Origin of the sequence: Pseudomonas sp. Choline-02u-1 (assembly GCF_002836515.1) — a bacterium.
In the GTDB taxonomy this organism is placed as follows: Bacteria; Pseudomonadota; Gammaproteobacteria; order Pseudomonadales; family Pseudomonadaceae; genus Aquipseudomonas.
In genome coordinates this window covers 163,869-185,108 of the sequence record NZ_PJBC01000062.1, presented here as the reverse complement: position 1 = coordinate 185,108, position 21,240 = coordinate 163,869, and the positions used below count along the sequence as shown (strand labels likewise).

The following is a 21,240-nucleotide window of genomic DNA, read 5'->3' as shown; positions in this document are numbered from 1 at the left end:
GGATCATTTCACGCAGAAATCGCTGGGCGTTCGGTATCAGCGCAGGCCCAGCTTGGCCGCCGCGCGCTCGGTAATCTCCGTGCGCAACGTCAGCGAAGGCGCCGCGCGCAGCCGTGCTTCATCGACCACTGCACTCGGTGCCACGTCCGGGCTGCCGGCATTGAACGGCGGGGCCGGCGCATATTCCAGTTGCAACTGCACCAGTTGCGCCGTGTCGGCATCGACCAGTTCCGCCGCCAGCACCAAAGCGAAATCGATTCCGGCGGTGATCCCGCCACCGGTAAAAAGATTGCCATCACGCACCACCCGATCCTTCACCGCAATTGCCCCCAGCGTCGGCAGCAACTCGTGATAAGCCCAATGCGTAGTCGCGTGTTTGCCCTTCAGCAGACCCGCCGCGCCGAGCACCAGCGAGCCGGTACACACCGAGGTCACGTAACGTGCCTGGGCGGCCTGGCGTTTGATGAAGTCCAGCGTCTGCTGGTCTTCCATCAGCGGCCCGACGCCGCCACCGCCGGGCACGCAAATCACGTCCAGATTCGGGCAATCGTCGAAGGTTGTGGTCGGTTTGAGCAGCAAACCCGTGCTGGACGTCACCGGCATCAGGTCCTTCCAGACCAGATGCACCTGCACGCCGGGCAACGAGGCGAGCACGTCGTAAGGGCCGGTCAGGTCGAGTTGCTGAACCTGCGGGAATAATAGAAAACCGATCTGCAGCGTCATCGTTCTGGCTCCGTTGAAAGAAGTGGACGACTGCACTGTAGGCGCGTAGGTTCTGGCGCATACGCCAATCACCCCACGAATTACGCCAGATGCCCAAAGCCATTCACATCCTCGCGTTTGCCAACATGCAGATTCTCGATGTCACCGGGCCGTTGCAGGTGTTCGCCTCGGCCAACGATCTTGCGCGCCAGCGCGGCATGCCGACGCCCTATGCGCCGAGCGTGATCGCCAGCGGCGGCGGGGCGGTGATGTCATCGGCGGGGTTGGCGGTGCTGGCCGAACCGTTGCCACAAACGCCCAGCGACACGTTGATCATCGCTGGCGGCTGGGGCATTTATCCCGCCGCCGAAGACCAGCAATTGGTCGACTGGGTGCGCCAGCACGGCATTCATTGCCGTCGCGTGGCTTCGGTGTGCACCGGGGCCTTTTTGCTCGCCGCCAGCGGCTGGCTCGATGGCCGCCGCGTGGTCACCCACTGGACGCGCTGCGAGCAACTGGCTGCGCAACATCCCAATCTGCAGGTGGAAGCCAATCCGATTTTCATCAACGACGGCCCGGTGTGGACCTCGGCCGGCGTCACGGCAGGCATCGATCTGGCGTTGGCCATGGTCGAAGAAGACCTCGGTCGCGACATCGCCCTCGACGTCGCCCGGCACTTGGTCGTCTTCCTGAAACGCCCGGGCGGGCAGTCGCAATTCAGCGTGACGCTGTCGCTGCAACAACAAGGCAACCGCTTCGATGAACTCCACGCCTGGATTGCGGAAAACCTGACCTGCGAACTCGGCATCCCCACCCTCGCCGAACAGGCCGGCATGAGCGAACGCAGCTTCATCCGCCACTACCGCGCCGACACCGGCCAGACCCCGGCGCGGGCGATCGAGTTGATTCGCGTGGAAACCGCCCGGCGGCTGCTCAGCGACACCGGCCTGCCGGTCAAACGCATCGCCGCCAATTGCGGTTTCGGCAGTGAAGAGACGCTGCGGCGCAGTTTTCTGCGAGCCATTGGCGTGACGCCGCAGGCTTATCGGGAGCGGTTTTCGGTCAGCGTTGCAACAGATCCAATGCCTTCAGGGGCAAGTCCCGCTGCGACACCAACCAAGGCATCCGCAGAGCGACGATCAATACGCGCTTCGTGAAAGAAACCGCTGCTTTGAAACTCCTGATGTAAATCGACCATTTCTGCCTCTCCTTAAGCCTCAACTTCCGCCACCTGATTGAAATACTTGGTCCGGTCCGGCGTAAACGTCACCTTCATCTTCGTCCGCGAGCACGTCAAAGAACGCTCCTGCGCCAGCTCAATGTCCAGATCCTCACCGCGCAAGCCTTGCCACTGCGCCAGGTATTTCAGCGAGCCGTACTTCTCGTTTTTCTTCAGGCTGCGACTGACGCCACCCTTCCAGCCCAGCACTGGCAGTTCACCGGCCAGGCAGCGCTGGGCCAGTTCGGGAAAGCGTTCGGCGCGCTGGCGGCCGATTTCCCAGCATTTGATCAGGCCCTTGTCGGCGCCTTCCCAGAGCTGGGTGCGGGTCAGCCCGGTGCGAAGGGGGGAGGCGATGCTGCGCTGGACGTGGTGAGGCATTCCGTTTCCTTGAATTCGGGGGTGGTTGGACAGCTCCGCTGTGCCCGTTGCGTTGGATGGTAGGTGTGGATGTAACGGCTGGCAACAAGGTATTTCGGGGTGTAAGCGCACGTTGCGGGAAGCGTTTCAACGTGACGTGAGTGGTTTTTGCAGGCGCGGTTTTTACACAGACTGTCGTCAGACGTAACCGCTGCGCAGGCTTGACGGCGGGCACGGGCCTGAGCCAGTTGTCTGGCGTAAGGCCCGTTGTTGAAAAATACCTCTGGATCAGGGATCGGTCTGACAAGCGCTGGCGAAAAAGCAGTCAGCGCTATGGCTGCCAGGAACTCTTCTCGCCACTCAACTTGCGATCAAGAAAGCTCGCCGCACTGATCAACGCCAGATGCGTCAGGGCTTGCGGCGTGTTGCCCAGGTGGCGGCCATGGCTGTCGAACTCTTCGGCGTACAGCCCCAGCGGGTTGGCATATCGCAGCAATTGTTCAAACTCCAGATGGGCTTTTTCCACCTGCCCGGCCCGGGCCAGGCATTCGACGTACCAGAACGAGCAGGCGGCAAACGCGCCTTCCGTGCCTGTGAGGCCATCGATGTTGGCGTCGTCGTTGCGGTAGCGATAGACCATGCCGTCGCGCACAAGGGTTTTTTCGATGGCTTCGAGGGTCGACAGCCAGCGCGGATCCTTGGCGCTGACGAAGCGCACCAGTGGCATCAGCAGCATCGAGCCGTCCAGCGCGGTGCCGCCTTTGTACTGGACGAAATGGCCGCGTTCTTCGTCCCAGAAGTTGTCCCAGATGTCGGTGTAGATGGCTTGGCGGGTCTGATCCCAACGGGCAAACGGTGCCGGCAGCGAACGCTTGGAGGCCAGACGGATTGCGCGGTCCAGGGCAACCCAGCACATCAGCCGCGAGTGCAGGAAGTGATGAGTCTCGCCGCGCATTTCCCAGATGCCGACATCTTCGCTCTGCCAGGCCTCACAGACCTGATCGACCACTTCGCCGACGTGCCGCCAGCCTTCATGGGAAATCGCGTCACCGTATTTGTTGACCAGATACACCGCGTCCATCAGCTCGCCGAAGATGTCGAGCTGGACTTGCTCATAAGCGCCGTTGCCGATGCGCACCGGCTGCGCGCCGCCGTGGCCGGCCAGATGCGTCAGCTCGGTTTCCGGCAACTCCTGTTGGCCATCGATGGCATAGAGGATGTTGAGTTTCATCGGTTTGCCACAGCAATCGCTGACCCGCCCGCGCAGCCACTGCATGTAGTGGTTGGCCTCGTCGACGAAGCCCAGACGCATGAACGCATACACGGTGAACGACGCGTCGCGGATCCATGTGTAGCGATAATCCCAATTGCGCTCGCCGCCGGGGGTCTCCGGCAGGCCGAAAGTAGCGGCGGCGAGAATCGCGCCCTGGCGGCGCGAGGTCAGCAGTTTCAGGGCGAGGGCTGAGCGATTGACCATTTCCCGCCAGCGCCCGCGATAGTTGGATTGGCCGATCCAGCCGCGCCAGAATTTCAAAGTGCGCTGCATGCACAGCTCGGCGGCGCCTTCGGCAAAACGCGGGTCGTCGCTGCCGCCGAGCATGAACGCGGCGGTTTCATTGTGCTTGAGGGTGAACTGCGCGACGGCGGCTTGTGCGTCGATTTGCAGTGCCTGATCAGAGGAAAGGCGAATCGACGGCTGGCCGGCAGCATTGAACGTTACGTCTCGCTCGTCCATCTCTGCCCGGGTTTGCGCGCGGCCATAATCGTGGCGCACCGCGCAGCGCAGATTGAATGTCGCCGAACCGCTGACGACCCGCACCCGGCGCATCAGCAGGGGCAAGGCGTCGACGTCGTCACCGATGGGCAACAGATCGGTGATTTCCACCACCGCGTGTTCGCTCAGCCAGCGGGTTTGCAAGACATTAGTGTCGGGCAGATAAATCTGTTCGCGGCGCGCATCCGGCAGGTCCGGCGCGAGTTGGAAAATGCCTGCGTCAGGGGTGTCCAGCAGCGAGCAGAAAATCGTCGGGCTGTCGAACTCCGGCCAGCAGAAAAAATCCACGCTGCCCTTGTCATTGACCAGCGCGGCGCTGCGCATGTCGCCGATGATGCCATGTGCATCAATGGCGCTTTGTTGTTCGATTTCAGGCTCAGCCATTGCCGCGAAACTCCGGATAGAGGCTCATCCCGCCATCGATGAACAGGGTGGTGCCGACGATGTAGTCGGACAGGTCGGAAGCGAGGAACACCACCGCATTGGCAACGTCCTCGACATCGCCAATACGGCCGTAGGGAATCAGTTCGAGGAGTTTTTCGCCGGCCGCGCCTGCGGTGGCTTCAGCGTTGATCGCGGTGCTGATCGCACCGGGCGCGATGCTGTTGATGCGGATGCGCTGGTGGCTGACTTCCTGGGCGAGGCTCTGCATCAACTGATCGACGCCACCCTTGGAGGCGGCGTAATTGACATGCCCGGCCCATGGGATGCGCTGGTGCACCGAGCTCATGTGAATGATCTTGCCTGCCGCGCGCGATACGCCTGCGCGCACGCCCTGACGCTGGAAGATCCGCAACGCTGCCCGCGCGCAGAGAAACTGCCCGGTGAGGTTGACGCCGATCACCTTGTTCCAGTCATCGAGCGTCATGTCCACGGCGGCAGCGTCTTTTTGCAGCCCCGAATTGGCCACCAGAATGTCCAGCGAACCGAAGGCGTCGACGGTCTTGGCGAACAGCCGCTCGACCTCGTCTTCTTTCGAAACATCGGCACCAATGGCGAGGGCCTTGCCGCCCTCGGCGTTGATTTGCGCGGCCAGCGCTTCAGCGGGTCTGGCGCTGCTGTTGTAGTTGATCACGACCGCAGCGCCGGCGGCGGCCAGTGCTTTGGCGGCGGCATGGCCGATGCCGGAGCTGGCGCCGGTGACGAGGGCTACTTGTCGGGCGAGGGAGATCTGCATGAATGTCTGGGCCTCGAATGGTGGGCATAGACAGCTGACTGGTTGCGGGCCATGAGAGTTCATTCGGTGCAGAAAGCGGCGGTGATGCCGGCCCCTTCGCCAGCAAGCTCGCTCCCACAGGGGACTGCATTTCGACTGTGCGAGCGAAGGGGCCTTCACAGACGGCTAACAATTGTGCGCTTCCACGGCATTCAAGCCTGTGGCAACTTGGCCGCCCCTGATGAGGCTGCAATCGATGGCAAACCCCTACCGCGAATTGTTCACCGCCCCCGGCGCCCGTGCTTTTGTGCTGGCCGGGATGCTGGCGCGCATGCCGATTTCGATGACCGGCATCGGCCTGATCACCATGCTCGCGCAGTTGAATGGCGGTTATGCCCTGGCGGGCGCGGTGGCGGCGACGTTCGCTCTGGCCACGGCGTTTTGCGCGCCGCAGGTGTCGCGGTTGGTGGACCGTTATGGGCAGGGGCGGGTGCTGCCAATTGCAGCGCTGACCGGTGGCGGCGGGTTGTTGATGCTCTTGTTGTGCACGCGCTTGCAGGCGCCGGACTGGACGTTGTTCGTGTTCGCAGCGCTGGCGGGGTGCATGCCGAGCATGTCGGCGATGGTGCGCGCGCGCTGGACCGAAATCTACCGTGGCCGGCCGCAATTGCAGACCGCATATGCACTGGAGTCGGTGCTCGACGAGGTGTGTTTTATCGTCGGGCCGCCGCTGTCGGTGGGCTTGTCGGTCGCGGTGTTTCCCGAGGCCGGGCCGTTGGCGGCGTTGTTGGCACTGGCCATCGGTGTGACGGCGTTTGTCGCCCAGCGCAGCACCGAGCCGCCCGTGCACGCGCAGGAGTCGCAGCATAAGGGCTCGATCATTCGCTCCACCGACGTGCAATGGCTGCTGGCGTTGATGCTGGCGATGGGCGTGATCGTCGGGGTGATCGACGTGGTCAGCGTCGCCTTTGCCCAGCAGCAGGGCCAGCCTGCGGCGGCGAGTATTGTCTTGTCGGTGTACGCGATCGGCTCATGCCTGGCCGGCATCGCCTTCGGTGCGATGCGTTCGAAACTGCCGCTGCCGCGCCTGTTTCTCTACGGCGGCGTGGCGACGGCAGTGACCACGCTGCCGCTGCTTTTGGCGAGCAACATCCTTGGCTTGTCGATCGCGGTATTTATCGCCGGGCTGTTCTTCTCTCCGACGCTGATCGTCGCGATGGCGTTGATCGAACGCATCGTGCCACCAGCCAAACTGACCGAAGGCCTGACCTGGCTGGTGACCGGGCTGAGCATCGGTGTGGCGATCGGCGCCGCCGGCTCCGGCGCGTTGGTCGATGCCTTTGGCGCACGTAGCGGGTTCTGGCTGGCAATCGCGGCGGGGGCGGTGGTGCTGGTTTCAGCGTTTCAAAGTTTCCGTCACTTGAAATAACAATCCTGTTGTAGGAGCTGACGAGTGCAACGAGGCTGCGATCTTTTGACTTTGACTTTGACTTTGACTTTGGATTTTGAAGATCAAGATCGAGATCAAAAGATCGCAGCCTCGTTGCACTCGTCAGCTCCTACACGGGATTGGGTTACCAGCCTCGGCCAGAGTTGACCCAGAAATTGACTGATAACGAGGTCGACACAGACTCCACTTGATGAAACCAGCCCTCCGGCAAAAACAGCAGATCCCCAGCCTCCAGCGTCACCTGCAAAAAAGTCACCTCCCGCGCAGCCGGGAAACGTTCATAGTCCGGCGCGTCCGGGTTGAAATCGCAGCCATCCAGGCCGCCCTTGGGCGCAGTCGACCAGGTGCCCAGTGCTTCGCGGTGATGCGGCGCGGCGAGGGTGAATTTTTTCTGCCCCCAGACCTGGGCGAAGAGGTTGTCGGTGTCATCGCGGTGCAATGGCGTCAGCGTGCCTTTGGGGCCGATCCAGATGCGCGGCGGGATGAACAGCGAGGTGTCGAAGTAGGGCGGGTACTGAATCTGTTGCAGCAACTGCGCCGGCAGAATGTTGTTGCCCATGTACGCCGGCGGCTCGCCGTCCGCCGCTTTGATCGCCGGGCTGTCCAGCGAAGCGATGAAATCGGCCATTGAGGTCGAGCGGAAATCACGTTCGGTCGAAAACGTCTTCTTCACGTAATCGCCATGGCGGGTGATGCCCTGCAGTTCAGCGAAATGCACCAGCGACTCCTCGCGGCTCAGGCTGAACAACGGCCAGTCATGCAGGGCATTGCGGATCACCAGCGGAATGCCGTTGGGCAGATAGCGGGTTTCGAATTCGTGCCGGCTCAACTCGGCGCGCGCCCGGCGTTCGATGCTGGTCTGGCGAGGCAGCGCGGCAGTGAGCTTTTCGCTGAAGCGCGGCGGCGTCGGATAGCGTTTGTTCATGTCGACCTTTTCCACCGTGCCGCCACCCTGGCGAGCGTGGTCGATAATCTGCGGCAGCATCGTCGCCAGGCCCATGTTGCCGCCGATCTTCAGGCGGCCGCTGGCGAACAGTTCCTCGACATTGACCACGCCGGCCATGATCCCGAGAAAGTCTTTTTCTGCGACTTCGATGGTCACGTCCGGGCTTGGGTGGCGCCCGGCTTCCGTGTGCTGGCTGGTCTTGATGTCGTACCAGTACGCCCGTTGCGCACTGAAAATGAACTGGAAAATGCCCTCGATGCCGACCGCGCCGGCGTTGGCGAACAACTTGCCCAGAATGCTCTGCAGGTCCACGGTGATGCCCTCGCGATTGTTGTTTTTTTCCTGAACAGGCAACGAGCCGCGGTCGGGGGAATTTAGCGGCCGGGCGACTAATTTGTCCGGCCAGTGATCCGTCTTTCTTGCAGACACATTTTTCAAGGAAAGCGCGGTGACCAAGCTGACATTGCTGTGCCTGCCCTATTCGGGCGCCAGCGCCATGGTTTACAGCCGCTGGCGGCGCCAACTGCCGACCTGGCTGCAATTGCAACCGGTGGAACTGCCCGGGCGTGGCGCGCGGTTCGATGAACCCCTGCAAACCGACATGCGTGCACTGGCGCGACAACTGGCGCGCGAGCACAAACCGGGGCTGCAAGGTCCTTATGCGCTGTTCGGGCATAGCCTCGGCGCGTTGCTCGCCTGCGAAATGGCCCATGCCTTGCGCGAGCTCGGCGTGCCCGAGCCGCTGGCGCTGTTCGCCTCCGGCACCGCCGCACCGTCCATGCGCAGCGACTACGACCGCGGCTTTGCCGAACCGCGCAGTGATGAAGAACTCATCGAACAGTTGCGCACCTTTCAGGGCACCCGCGAAGAAGTCCTCGCCAATAAAGAGCTGATGAGCCTGACGCTGCCGGTGCTGCGCGCCGACTTCATGATGTGCGGACGTTTCACGCCTGCCGAACGGCCTCTGCTCAATTGCCCGGTGCACGTGCTCGGTGGCAAGGAAGACCGCGCCACCACCGAACAACTGATCGGCTGGAGCAAAGAGACCCTGGGCAGTTTCTCGGTGGACATGATGACCGGCGGGCACTTCTTCATTCATGAGCATGAAGCGCGGGTCATTCGCACGATCAAGACGCATCTGGAAGTGCATCACCGGCGCCATGCGCAGGCCGCGCAACCGGCGTTCTGAAACGCGACTTATCTATCACGCATATTCAGGAGGCCAGTCATGGCTGTTGCTCTGGGATTTTCCGTACGGCCGCTGCTGCCGGAGCGCGGGCGCTTGCCGCTGTTGGTCGAGGCGAGCGATGTCGACACCGATCTGTTGGCGGTATTGGATGAATTGCAGGAGTTGGTCGACGAGCATCTGCTGCGTGACGGCGGTGTACTGTTTCGCGGTTTTCGCCTCGATGGCGCCGAGCAGTTTCGCCAGTTCGCCGCGAGTTTCGGCCATCCATTGCTGAACTACGAGTTCGGCTCGACGCCGCGTATCAACGTCACCCAAGGGGTGTACACCTCCACCGAATACCCGGCGCACCAGAGCATTCCACTGCACAACGAGCAGGCCTATTCCCGCGACTGGCCGATGAAGATCTGGTTCTACAGCATGATAGCCGCCAGGTCGGGAGGCGAAACGCCGATTGCCGACAGCCGCGAAGTCTACCGGCGCATCCCCGTGGCGATCCGCGAGCGTTTCGTCAGCAAAGGCCTGATGTATGTGCGCAACTTCGGCAATGGCCTCGATGTGGCCTGGGAAGACGTGTTCAACACCGAAGACCGCGAGGTCGTCGAGGCCTACTGCAACGCTCACGGCATTGTCTGCGAGTGGAAGGACGACGGTGAGCTGCGCACGCGCCAGACCTGTCAGGCAGTGGCAGTGCACCCGGTCACGGGCGATCACGTCTGGTTCAATCAGGCGCACCTGTTTCACATCTCCAACCTGCCAGCGGACGTGCGCGAAAGCCTGCTCGACATCGTCGATGAAGAGGACCTGCCGCGTAACGTCTACTACGGCGACGGCTCGCCGATCGAAGATGAAGTGCTGGCGCAGATTCGCGCGGTGCTCGACGATTGTGCGATCAGTTTCCCTTGGCAGGAGGGCGATGTGCTGATGCTCGACAACATGCTCTCGGCCCACGCGCGCTCGCCGTTCGAAGGGCCGCGCAAAGTCATCGTGGCGATGGCCGAGGGGCATTCGCAGGACGTGCGCTGAGCGCTTCGCAACTGTTCAACTCAAATGCCGAAGCCGGACGTGTACCCGGCTTCGGCATTTGTCTGTCTGGCCTTTGTACCGTCGGGCCGCGATTGCCGCTGGCGCGCTAAATCGTCGCGCGGGCCATTCGTTCTTGTTGATACGACCGGGTCTCCAGGTCACGCCGCCGATCAGCAAGGACTCCACGCATGAATGCCGCAGACGCACAGAAACTAGCCCGCCGCTTTATCGAATTGCCCCAGGACAAACGCCGTTTGTTCCTCGCCGGCATGGCCCGCGAAGGCATCGATTTTGCGCAGTTGCCCATGACCGCCTGCGCCGGTATCGCCGAGCGTGACGGCCTGTCTTACGCACAGCAGCGCATGTGGTTTCTCTGGCAATTGGAGCCGACCAGCCCAGCCTACAACCTGCCGATGGCCGTGCGTCTGGAGGGCGATCTGCACGTCGCGGCACTGGAGCAGGCCTTCAGCCGTTTGGCGGCGCGCCACGAATGTTTGCGCACCACCTTCGGCCAGGACGGCGAGCGTGCCTTCCAGCGCGTGGCCGAACCTCAGCCCCTGAAACTGCCCGTAACTGATTTGAGCGAGTTGCCCGAAGCCCAGCGCTGGCCGCTCGCGCAGCAGCACATGATGGCCGAGGCGACCCAGGCCTTCGATTTGCAGAACGGCCCGCTGCTGAGCCTGCGGCTGTTGCGCCTGGCCGCGCAGGAACATGTGCTGCTGCTGACCTTGCATCACATCATCGCCGACGGCTGGTCGATGAACATTCTGATCGACGAGTTCATGCGCACCTACGACGCACTGGTCGCCGGGCGCGAACCGACATTGGCGCCGCTGACCGTGCACTATCGCGACTACGCGCTGTGGCAGCGCAGTTGGCTGGAAGCCGGTGAGCGCGAGCGGCAACTGGACTACTGGCGCGCGCAACTGGGTGACGACCATCCGGTGCTGGAACTGCCCACTGATCGCGCCTACCCGGCGCACTCCAGCCATCAGGGAGCACGCCTGGAAACGGTGATCGATGCAGCCCTGCGTGAAGAGCTGAAAAACCTTGCCCAGCGTCAGGGCGTGACCTTGTTCGTGGTGTTGCTGGCGGCGTTCAAGACCCTGTTGCATCGCTACAGCGGCCAGACCGATATTCGTGTCGGCGGGCTGATCGCCAACCGCACCCGCAGTGAAACCGAAGGCCTGATCGGCTTCTTCGTCAACACGCAGATCCTGCGCAGCGCGGTTACTGCACAAACGCCATTCGCCGAGCTGCTGCAGAGCCTGCGCCAGGCCGCCCTCGGCGCCCAGGCCCATCAGGACCTGCCGTTCGACGCCCTGATCGAAGCCCTGCAACCGGCGCGCAGCCAGAGCCACAATCCGCTGTTTCAAGTGATGTTCAACCACCAGCCGCTGGTTACCGATTTGCATCAGGCGCAACTCGCTTCAGGCTTGCGCGTGGGTTATCTGAGCGAAGAGCAACTGGCCGGCAGCGCTCGACAACACGCGGCCACCAGTGACCTGATGCTCGACACCCGCGAGGAGGGCGAGCAACTGTTTGCCGCCTTCACTTACGCCACCGATATTTTCGACGCCGCGACCATCGCCGCGCTGGCCGGGCATTGGCGCAACATTCTGCAGTCGGTGTGCCGCGACCCGCAGCAGTTTATCGGCGAGGTGGCGATGCTCGCCGAAAACGAACGCCACGCGTTGATCCACGCCACCGCGCCAGCGCCTCGTTTCACCAGCGTGCAAAGCCTGTTCGAAGCGCAAGTCGTGCGGACTGCGCAAGCCTCGGCGGTGCTGTTGGCCACTGCGCCTGCGCCGGCATTGAGCTACGACGAACTCAACAGCCGCTGCAATCGCTTGGCCCATCAGTTGCGCGCACAGGGTGTCGGCCCGGACGTGCTGGTCGGCGTCGCGCTGGGGCGTTCGCTGGAGCTGGCGGTGGCGTTGCTGGCGGTACTCAAGGCCGGCGGTGCCTATGTGCCGCTCGATCCGCAGACCCCGGCCGAACGCTTGCGCCATGTGCTCGATGACAGCGGTTTGAAACTATTGCTCAGCGACCGGCAAAGCCTCGCCAGCCTGCCGCCGCTCGACGGCATCGAGTGCCTGTGTCTGGAGCAATTGCCCGACAGCGCGCAGAGCGACAATCTGCCGGTCACGGTCGAAGCCGACAACCTCGCTTATGTGATTTACACCTCCGGTTCCACCGGGCGGCCGAAAGGTGTGGCGGTCAGTCATGGCGCACTGAGCGAGTTCATCGCCCGCGCTATCGATTACAGCGATCTGCGCGAAGGCGATCGGGTTCTGCAATTCGCCACCAGCAGTTTCGACGGTTTCGTCGAGCAGTTTTTCCCGCCGCTGTGCCATGGCGCCAGCGTGGTCATGCGCGATGCGCCGTTGTGGGACAGCGCGACACTACAGCAGGTCATCGTCGATCAGGGCATCACTTTGGCCGACCTGCCGGCGGCCTACTGGTATTGGCTGGTGCAGGAATACGCGGCGAAACCGCCGGCCAGTTTCGGCGCGCTGCGGCAGATTCACGTTGGCGGTGAAGCCATGGCCGTGGACGGCTTGCGCTTGTGGCAACAGGCCGGGCTCGGTCATGTGCGCCTGCTCAACACCTACGGCCCGACCGAGGCGACGGTGGTCTCGACAATTCATGACTGCACCGCGCTGACCGCGCAGGACGTGTCGTGGCGCGGCATGCCGATCGGCAAGGGGCTGGCGGCGCGGCGCTTGTACGTGCTCGACGATGATCTGAACCTGCTGCCGCAAGGCGCGGTGGGCGAGTTGTACATCGGTGGGCCGGGGCTGGCGCGCGGTTATCAGCGTCAGCCGAGCCTCAGCGCCGAGCGGTTCATTGCCGACCCGTTCGCCGACGGCCAGCGCCTGTACCGCACCGGCGACCGTGCGCGGCTGCGCGGCGATGGCGCGCTGGAGTATGTCGGCCGGGTCGATCACCAAGTGAAGATTCGCGGCTTCCGCATTGAACTGGGCGAGATCGAAGCGCGCCTGCAGCAATGTTCGGGCGTTCGCGAAGCGGTGCTGCTGGCGGTGCCGTTCGCCGGCGGTGCGCAACTGGTCGCCTACGTGGTGACGGAGCCTGCGGTGCTTGCCAGCGCGGCGACGCAAACGGCGTTCCGTCAGCAGACCCGCGCTGCGCTGCAAGCCAGCCTGCCGGACTACATGGTGCCGGGGCATCTGCTGTTGCTGGCGAACCTGCCGCTGACGGCGAGTGGCAAGCTCGACCGCAAAGCCTTGCCAGCGCCGGATCCGGCGCAGTTGCAGGGCGATTACCGCGCCCCGCAATCGCCGGCCGAGCAGTGTCTGGCGCAGGTCTGGGCCGAGGTGCTGCAGGTGCCGCGTGTGGGCCTGGACGATCACTTTTTCGAACTGGGCGGCCATTCGTTGTTGGCCGCGCAGGTGATCGCGCGGGTCAAGGAGCAGATGGGCGTGGTGCTGCCGCTGCGCAGTCTGTTCGAGAAACCGCTGCTGGCGGATCTCGCCGAGGTACTCGCGCAACTGGCCGAGGCGAGCGGCAACGACGACTGGTCCGACCTGGATGAGTTCATGAATGCTTTGCAAGGAGAACAAGTATGAGCGGCACGATGGCGGAACGTATTGCAAAAAGGTTCGTCGGCCTGCCGCTGGAACAGCGTCGGCTGTTTCTCGCCAAATTGCGCGAGGAGGGCAAGGATTTCAGCCTGTTGCCGCTGCCGGTCAGCCGCCACGACTGCGCGCACATCCCTTTGTCGTTCGCCCAACAGCGCCTGCTGTTTCTCTGGCAGCTCGAACCGCACAGCGCCGCGTACAACATGGCCGCTGGCTTGCGTTTGAAAGGCCGGCTGGACGAGTCGGCGCTGAGCCGCTCGTTCGATCATCTGCTGGCGCGCCATGAGGTATTGCGCACGGTGTTTCACACTGACGGCGATCAAGCGCATCAGCTGATTCTCGAGCAACAAAGTATTGCGCTGGAACGCTTCGACCTGACCGGCACCGCCGCGCAAGAGCGTGAGCAAGTGCTCGCGCAACACGTGCAAAACGTCACCGCGCAACCGTTCGATCTGCGCCACGGCCCGTTGCTGCGCGCCAGCCTGTTTGCTTTGGCTGACGATGAGTTCGTGCTGGTGGTGAGCATGCACCACATCGTCTCCGACGGCTGGTCGATGGACGTCATGGTCAGGGAGTTCGTGCAGTGCTATCAGGCGTTCAGCCTGCAGCGCGAACCGCAATTGCCGGCGCTGCCATTGCAGTACGCCGACTATGCGATATGGCAGCGACGCTGGCTGGAGGCCGGCGAGGGTGAGCGTCAGCTCGACTACTGGCGTCAGCAGTTGGGCGATGAGCATCCGCTTCTGGAAGTGGCGCCGGACTTTGCCCGACCACTGACCCAGAGCTTCGCCGGGCAGACCCTGAGCTTCGATTTCGGCACCGACCTGTCGCATCAGCTCAACGCCTTCGCCCGTAGCCAGGGCATCAGTCTGTTCATGCTGGTGCTGGCCGGGTTCTCGCTGTTCCTCTCGCGTCTGGCCGGCGAGCGCGACATTCGTGTCGGCGTGCCGAATGCCAACCGTGGCCGCGCCGAAGTCGAGGGGCTGATCGGTTTCTTCGTCAACACCCAAGTGCTGCGTTGCCAGGTCGATGAGCGCGGCAGTTTCGCCGATTTGCTGGCGCAGGTGCGTGAAGCAGCGTTCGGCGCACAGGCACATCAGGAGTTACCGTTCGAGCAGTTGGTCGATGAGTTGGTCGCCGAACGCACGCTAGGCCACAACCCGTTGTTTCAGGCCAAGTTCAACCAGAACGTCGGCATGCAGAAACAGCGCTCCATGGCCTTGCCCGGCCTGACCGTCAGCGAATACCCGCTGGCCAAGGACGGCACGCACTTCGATCTGGCCCTGGACATCACTGACGACGGCGCGCTGATCCACGGCCAGATGACCTACGCCAGCGATCTCTATCAGGCAGACACCGTCGCCGGTTTCGTGCCGATGTTGCTCGACCTGTTTGCGTATTTGCTGAAGGCCCCGCAGGCGCCACTGCACACGGTCGCCACGCCACGGCCCGCTGCGCTTTCAATCCAGCGCGAGCCGGCGTTGACGGTGTTGCAACACTGGGCGCGGGAAGTGGCCCGACAACCAGAAACGCTGGCCGCTCGTGATCTACAGCAGACAATCACTTTCCAGGCGCTGGATCAGGATGCCAATCGTCTCGCCCATTATTTGCGAGCGCAGGGGGTCAATGTCGGCGACCCGGTGGCGGTGCTGCTGGAACGTTCGCTGGACTGGCTGACTTGCCTGCTGGCGATTCTCAAGGCTGGCGCGGTGTACATGCCGCTCGACGTCAAGGCGCCGAGCGCGCGACTGGAGCAGATGCTCGGCGCTGCGCAGGCCCGCGTGCTGATCGGTGCTGCAGGCGATGCGCGGCTCAGCGAACGGGCGGTCGAGGGCTGTCAGGGGCTGGAGTTTGCGCCGGCGCAATGGCAATCGCTGCCGGCGTCCGCACCTGAGCTGACGCTGTTTGCGCACTCACCGGCCTACCTGATTCACACCTCCGGTTCCACCGGGCAGCCCAAGGGCGTGCTGGTCAGCCACGGCGCGCTGGGCAGTTACGTGCGCGGCGTACTCGAACGTCTGGCGCCGGCGCCCGAGGCGAGCATGGCGCTGGTCTCGACCATCGCCGCCGACCTTGGCTTCACCGTGCTGTTCGGCGCGTTGTGCTCGGGCCGACTGCTGCATGTGCTGCCGGAAGAACTCGGTTTTGACCCGGACCGCTTTGCCCAATACATGGACCGCCATCGCGTCGGCGTGCTGAAAATCGTCCCCGGGCATCTTGCCGCGCTGCTGCAGGCGGCCAAGCCTGCCGACGTGCTACCGGGACACGCACTGATCGTCGGCGGCGAAGCCTGTTCGCCGGCGCTGGTCGAGCGCGTGCAGCAACTGAAGCCGGGCTGCCGCCTGATCAACCACTACGGGCCGAGCGAAACCACCGTGGGCGTGCTGACCCATGAGGTCGAAGCGCTTGCCGCGCAAGCACGCAGCGTTCCGGTCGGCACGGCACTGGCCGGTGCTCACGTCTATGTGCTCGACGATGTGCTCAACCCGGTAGCCGATCAGGTTGCCGGTGAGCTGTACATCGGTGGCGACAGCGTTGCCCTTGGCTATCTGAACCAGCCGGGGCTCACCGCCGAGCGCTTCCTGCCCGACCCGTTCGGCGCAGCGGGCGCGCGGGTCTACCGCAGCGGCGACCGGGTTCGGCGCAATCGCGAGCAGGCGCTGGAATTCATCGGTCGTGCCGACGATCAGGTCAAAGTGCGCGGCTACCGCGTCGAGCCTGCGGAAGTTGCGCGGGTGTTGCTCGGCCTCGACGGCGTCAGCGAAGCCGCCGTGCTCGCGCTGCCAGTGGATGACGATCCGGCGCGCCTGCAACTGCTGGCGTGGTGCGTGCCGGCAGTGGGCACGAAGGCGCAGGCGCAGGATTTGCGCGAACAGTTGCAGGCGCGTCTGCCGGATTACATGGTGCCGGCGCAGTTGCTGTTGCTGGAAAAGCTTCCGCTGACCGCCAACGGCAAGCTCGACAAGCGTGCGTTGCCAGTGCCCGGCGTGGTCAGCCAGCAGTTCGTCGCGCCGGTCGGTGAGATCGAGGAAAAACTGGCGGCGATCTGGGCCGAAGTGCTCAAGCTTGAGCGGGTCGGCAGCAGCGATAACTTCTTTGAATTGGGCGGCGACTCGATCCTCAGCTTGCAGATCATCGCCCGGGCCAAGCGCCAGGGGATCAAGCTGAGCCCCAAGCAGCTGTTCGAAAAACAGACCATCGGCCAACTGGCTGCTGTGGCCAAACTGATCGACTCCAAACCGGCTGCCATCGCCGCACCGGCGGCACGCGGGCCGTTGCCGTTGCTGCCGATTCAGGTGCGGTTCTTCGAGACGCCGATTGCCCAGCGCCAGCACTGGAACCAGTCGGTGATGCTGCAACCGACCCTGGCGCTGGACGCCGCGCATCTGCGCACGGCGCTGGCGGCACTGGTCGAACAGCACGAGGCATTGGCGCTGAGCTTCGTGCAGTCGGGGGATAGCTGGCAGGCACTGCCGCAGGCCCAGCGTGATGCCGAACTGCTCTGGGTGCGCGAGCTGGACAGTCTCGATGCCTTGCCCGCGCTGGCCGACGCGGCGCAGCGCAGCCTGGATCTGCAACGCGGGCATCTGCTGCGCGCAGTGCTGGTCAATCTGCCAAATGCCGAGCAGCGTTTGTTGCTGGTCATCCATCACCTGGTGGTCGACGGCGTGTCGTGGCGCATTCTGCTGGAAGACTTGCAGCAGGCTTACCACGCATGGGCGGCGGGGACGGCGCCGGTGTTGCCAGGCCAGAGCAGTTCGCTGCACAACTGGGCCGAGCAGTTGCATCGTTATGCGCAGAGTGAAGCGCTGGCCGGCGAACGCGATTATTGGCGCCAGACCCTGGCGGCGGCTGACGCGGCACTGCCACGGGATTTTACCGAGGACAGCCAGACCCGCGCCCAGGCTGCTCGCGCCAGTACGCGCCTGAGCCCGGCACTCACCGACAAACTGTTGAAAGTCGCCCCGGCGGCGTATCGCACGCAGATCAACGACCTGTTGCTGACCGCGCTGGCGCGGGTGTTGTGTGACTGGAGTGAGCAGCCTTCGGTGTTGATCCAGCTTGAAGGTCACGGTCGTGAAGACCTGTTCGACGACGTCGACCTGAGCCGCACGGTCGGCTGGTTCAGCAGCCTGTTCCCGGTGCGCCTGACCCCGCAGACCAATCCCGCTGCATCGCTGTGCGCGATCAAGGAGCAACTGCGGGCGGTGCCGGGCAAAGGCATCGGTTATGGCGTGCTGCGTTACCTCACGGGTTGCACCGAGTTGCAGACGCTGGCGCAACCACGGGTGACCTTCAATTATCTCGGCCAGTTCGACGGCGCGTTCAGCGCCGAGCAAGGCGCGTTGTTCCTGCCAAGCACCGACAGCACCGGTGCCAATCAGGACGGGCAAGCGCCGCTGGGCAATTGGCTGAGCGTTGACGGACAGGTTCTCGGCGGTGAGCTGGAACTGACCTGGACCTTCGGCATCGGCATGTACCGCGCCGAGACCATCGAGGCGCTGGCCGAGGCTTATCGCCGCGAGCTGGAACGCTTGATCGAACATTGCTGCGAGAACGGCGTCGGTGGCGTGACGCCTTCGGATTTCAACCTCGCCAACCTGACTCAGGCGCAGCTGTCGGCGCTGCCGATGGCGCCGCGTGACATCGTCGATCTGTACCCGCTGTCGCCCATGCAGCAAGGCATTCTGTTCCACAGCCGTAACGAGCCGGACAGCCCGGCCTACACCAATCAGCTGCGCGTCGATGTCGAGCAGCTCGACGCCGAGCGCTTCCGCCAGGCTTGGCAGCAGACCCTCGACGCTCACGATATTTTGCGTACCGCGTTCGTCTGGCCGCAGGATGCCGTCGCGCCGGTGCAGGTGGTGCGCAGCCGTGTGCAGATGCCTTGGCAGGTGCAGGACTGGCGCGGTCGCGATGGGCTCGACGCCGCACTCGGGCAACTGGCGGCGGAGGATCTGCACAACGGTTTCGATCTGCTCGAGGCGCCGCTGTTGCGCGTGACGCTGGTGCGCACCGATGAGTCCACTCATCACCTGATCTACACCTGCCATCACATCCTCATGGACGGCTGGAGCACCTCGCAGTTGTTCGGCGAAGTGCTCCAGCGTTACGCCGGCATCGTGCCGAGCGCAGGGCAGGGGCGTTATCGCGATTACATCGAATGGCTCGGGCAGCGTGATCAGCAGGCCAGTCGACAGTTCTGGCGCACGGCGCTGGCGGACCTTGAACAGCCGACGCGACTGGCCAGCGCCATGCCGGTCAGACACGCGGGCAGCGGCTATGCCGATCACGAGCAGGTGTTCAGCGAACAGCTGACGGCCAATCTCAATCGCTTCGCCCGCGAGCAGAAAGTCACGCTCAACACGCTGGTGCAAGCGGCGTGGCTGCTGCTGTTGCAGCGCTACACCGGACAGGATCAGGTGGCATTCGGCGCGACGGTCGCCGGGCGGCCGACCGACTTGCCGGGCGTCGAGCAGCAGATCGGCCTGTTCATCAACACCTTGCCGGTCGTGGCAGCGCCGTCGGCCGAACTCATTGTCAGCCAATGGCTGCAGCAGGTGCAGGCTCTCAACCTGGCCTTGCGCGAGCACGAACACACGCCGCTGTATGACATTCAGCGCTGGGCCGGGGCGGGTGCCGGGGCGTTGTTCGACAGCATTCTGGTGTTCGAGAACTATCCGATGGCCGAAGCGCTCGCGCAGGGCCCGCAGACGGGTCTGACGTTCTCGGCGATCCGCCGTCAGGAGCAGACCAACTATCCGCTGACGCTGGTGGCGGTCACTGGCCGCGAGCTGAGTCTTGGCGTGAGTTACGATCAGGCCAGTTTCGACGCTCAAGCGATCAGCGCGCTGAGTGGGCAACTGCAAGGCCTGCTCGAGCAGTTCCTCGCCGACGCCACGCAGCCGCTGGGCGCGCTGCAACTGCTCGCCGAGCCACAACGGCAACAAGCGATCGAGTGGGGCAAGGCGCCGGTTACCACGCCGGATCAACGCACAGTGCTGGCGCACATCGCCGCGCAAGTGCAGCGACAGCCACAGGCGAACGCGGTGCTGTTCGCTGAGCAGTCCATCGCTTACCAAGACCTCGATACCCGGGCCAATCGTCTGGCGCACAAGCTGCAAGGCATGGGCGTCGGGCCGGAAGTGCGCGTCGGCGTGTGCATGCGCCGCACGCCGCAGATGCTGGTCGGCTTGCTGGCGATCCTCAAGGCCGGTGGCGCCTACGTACCGCTCGACCCGGATTACCCACAGGAACGCTTGCTGCACATGCTCGACGACAGCCGCGCGGCGGTGCTGCTCACTGAGCCAGCGGCCTTGGCGATGCTGCCCGACACCTTGAGTGCGCAGGTGCTGCTGGTGGACGAGAACGTCGCCAGCGAATACCCGGCCACTGCGCCACTGGTTAACCTCGCGGCTGAAAATCTGGCGTACGTGATCTACACCTCTGGCTCCACCGGCAAACCGAAAGGCGTAGCGATCAGCCACGGCAATCTGTCAGCGCTGATTCAGTGGTCAGCGGGGGTCTATCGCGAAGAGCAATTGCGCGGCGTGCTCGCTTCGACGTCGATCTGCTTCGACCTGTCGGTGTGGGAAATCTTCGTCACGCTGGCCTGCGGTGGCTGTCTGGTATTGGCCGACAACGCTCTGGCGCTGACCGATTTGCCGGCGCGTGATCAGGTTACGCTCATCAATACCGTGCCGTCGGCGATTGCCGCGTTGCAACGCGCCGGGCAGATTCCGGCTTCGGTCGGCACCATCAATCTGGCCGGCGAGCCGCTCAAGCAGAGTCTGGTCGACAGCCTCTATGCCAGCACTCAGGTGCAGCAGGTCTACGACCTCTACGGGCCTTCGGAGGACACCACTTATTCGACCTTCACCCTGCGCACGCCGCAGGGCCGGGCGAACATTGGCCGGCCGCTGGATAACACCGTGGCGTACCTGCTCGACAGTCAGTTGCAGGTGTTGCCCGAGGGCGTGGCGGCCGAGCTGTATCTGGCCGGCGCCGGGGTGACGCGCGGCTATCTGCGTCGCGCCGCGCTGACCGCCGAACGCTTTGTGCCCAATCCTTACGCGAGCAATGGCGAGCGCCTGTACCGCACCGGCGATCTGGTCCGCCAAGGCGATGACGGCAACATCGAATACATCGGTCGCGCCGACCATCAGGTGAAGATTCGCGGTTTCCGCATCGAACTCAGCGAGATCGAAGCGCGCCTGCTGGAACTCGATGAAATCGGCGAGGCGGTGGTACTGGCGCAGGACGGCGCCGCTGGCAAACACCTGCATGCCTACCTCGTTGCCGCACCGGACAGCGAGCGGTCGACGCTGACTGAGCGGGTGCGCAACGCGCTGGCCAGTCGCTTGCCGGCGCACATGGTGCCGGGGCACCTGCACCTGATCGACGCGATCGCGCTGACGCCCAACGGCAAGCTCGATCGCAAGGCGCTGATGGCCTTGGGCGAGAGCCCGGCGCAGGAGCAATACCAGGCGCCGCAAAGCGACCTGCAGCGGGAGGTCGCGACGATCTGGCAGGAGGTGCTGGAAGTCGAGCGGGTAGGGCTGGCGGACAATTTCTTCCAGCTCGGCGGCCATTCGTTGCTGGCGACGCTGGTGGTGAGCCGGGTGCAGGAACGTCTGGGCGACAAGGTGCCGCTCAAGGCGTTGTTCGAAACCGACACGCTCAAGGATTTCTGCGCGCGGATTGAAGCGCTGCGTGTCGAAATGTCGCCCGTTCAGGATGAATTGGCTAAATCACTGGAGGCCCTCAAACGTCTATCCCTCGATGATCTGGAAAAACTGATTTCTTGAGAGGGAAAAAC

Annotated in this window: 10 protein-coding genes and 2 pseudogenes; 6 read left to right on the top strand and 6 right to left on the bottom strand. The window is 63.7% G+C overall.

Annotation, left to right across the window (positions count from 1 at the left end; translation table 11 throughout):
- Positions 1-36: 36 nt before the first annotated feature.
- Entirely contained in the window at positions 37-723 is a 687-nt protein-coding gene (gene inhA, locus CXF97_RS19860; RefSeq protein ID WP_101160136.1) for an isonitrile hydratase, read from the bottom strand.
- Between the two features lie 89 nt (positions 724-812).
- Between inhA and CXF97_RS19855 the strand changes: the two are divergent.
- Positions 813-1,787, top strand: a pseudogene (locus tag CXF97_RS19855) (GlxA family transcriptional regulator); the annotation flags it as partial.
- On the opposite strand, the pseudogene CXF97_RS28520 reads toward CXF97_RS19855, so the two are convergent.
- The 4 genes and pseudogenes from CXF97_RS28520 to CXF97_RS19835 all read right to left on the bottom strand — a co-directional run.
- Positions 1,787-1,900 (bottom strand): annotated as a pseudogene (locus CXF97_RS28520) (NAD-dependent DNA ligase); the annotation flags it as partial. The pseudogenes CXF97_RS19855 and CXF97_RS28520 overlap by 1 nt on opposite strands.
- A 12-nt stretch (positions 1,901-1,912) precedes the next feature.
- Positions 1,913-2,302: a hypothetical protein gene (locus CXF97_RS19845; RefSeq protein ID WP_101160133.1), complete on the bottom strand. Its 390-nt coding sequence runs from the start codon at positions 2,300-2,302 to the stop codon at positions 1,913-1,915.
- A 310-nt stretch (positions 2,303-2,612) separates the two neighbouring features.
- Entirely contained in the window at positions 2,613-4,439 is a 1,827-nt protein-coding gene (locus tag CXF97_RS19840) for a glycoside hydrolase family 15 protein (RefSeq protein ID WP_101160130.1), read from the bottom strand.
- A complete protein-coding gene (locus tag CXF97_RS19835; protein ID WP_101160127.1) occupies positions 4,432-5,232 on the bottom strand; it encodes a glucose 1-dehydrogenase in 801 nt (266 codons plus the stop codon). The genes CXF97_RS19840 and CXF97_RS19835 overlap by 8 nt, the downstream gene beginning before the upstream one ends.
- Before the next feature lie 235 nt (positions 5,233-5,467).
- Here CXF97_RS19835 and CXF97_RS19830 point away from each other — a divergent pair, with 235 nt between their 5' ends.
- Positions 5,468-6,640, top strand: coding sequence for an MFS transporter (locus CXF97_RS19830; protein ID WP_101160124.1), 1,173 nt, complete (start codon positions 5,468-5,470; stop codon positions 6,638-6,640).
- A gap of 145 nt (positions 6,641-6,785) precedes the next feature.
- Here CXF97_RS19830 and CXF97_RS19825 read toward each other — a convergent pair whose 3' ends face one another.
- Complete coding sequence (locus CXF97_RS19825) at positions 6,786-7,919, bottom strand: cupin-like domain-containing protein (RefSeq protein ID WP_101160141.1); 1,134 nt, start codon at positions 7,917-7,919, stop codon at positions 6,786-6,788.
- Positions 7,920-8,055: 136 nt separating this feature from the next.
- On the opposite strand from CXF97_RS19825, the gene CXF97_RS19820 reads away from it, so the two are divergent.
- From CXF97_RS19820 to CXF97_RS19805, 4 genes are all read left to right on the top strand, one after another.
- Entirely contained in the window at positions 8,056-8,796 is a 741-nt protein-coding gene (locus tag CXF97_RS19820; RefSeq protein ID WP_101160121.1) for a thioesterase II family protein, read from the top strand.
- A 39-nt stretch (positions 8,797-8,835) separates the two neighbouring features.
- Entirely contained in the window at positions 8,836-9,819 is a 984-nt protein-coding gene (locus CXF97_RS19815; protein ID WP_101160118.1) for a TauD/TfdA family dioxygenase, read from the top strand.
- Positions 9,820-10,007: 188 nt separating this feature from the next.
- Positions 10,008-13,409: a non-ribosomal peptide synthetase gene (locus CXF97_RS19810; protein ID WP_101160115.1), complete on the top strand. Its 3,402-nt coding sequence runs from the start codon at positions 10,008-10,010 to the stop codon at positions 13,407-13,409.
- Positions 13,406-21,229 (top strand): non-ribosomal peptide synthetase, encoded by a 7,824-nt coding sequence (locus tag CXF97_RS19805; RefSeq protein WP_101160112.1) that lies wholly within the window; start codon positions 13,406-13,408, stop codon positions 21,227-21,229. Before CXF97_RS19810 ends, CXF97_RS19805 begins: the two co-directional genes overlap by 4 nt.
- Positions 21,230-21,240 lie beyond the last annotated feature (11 nt).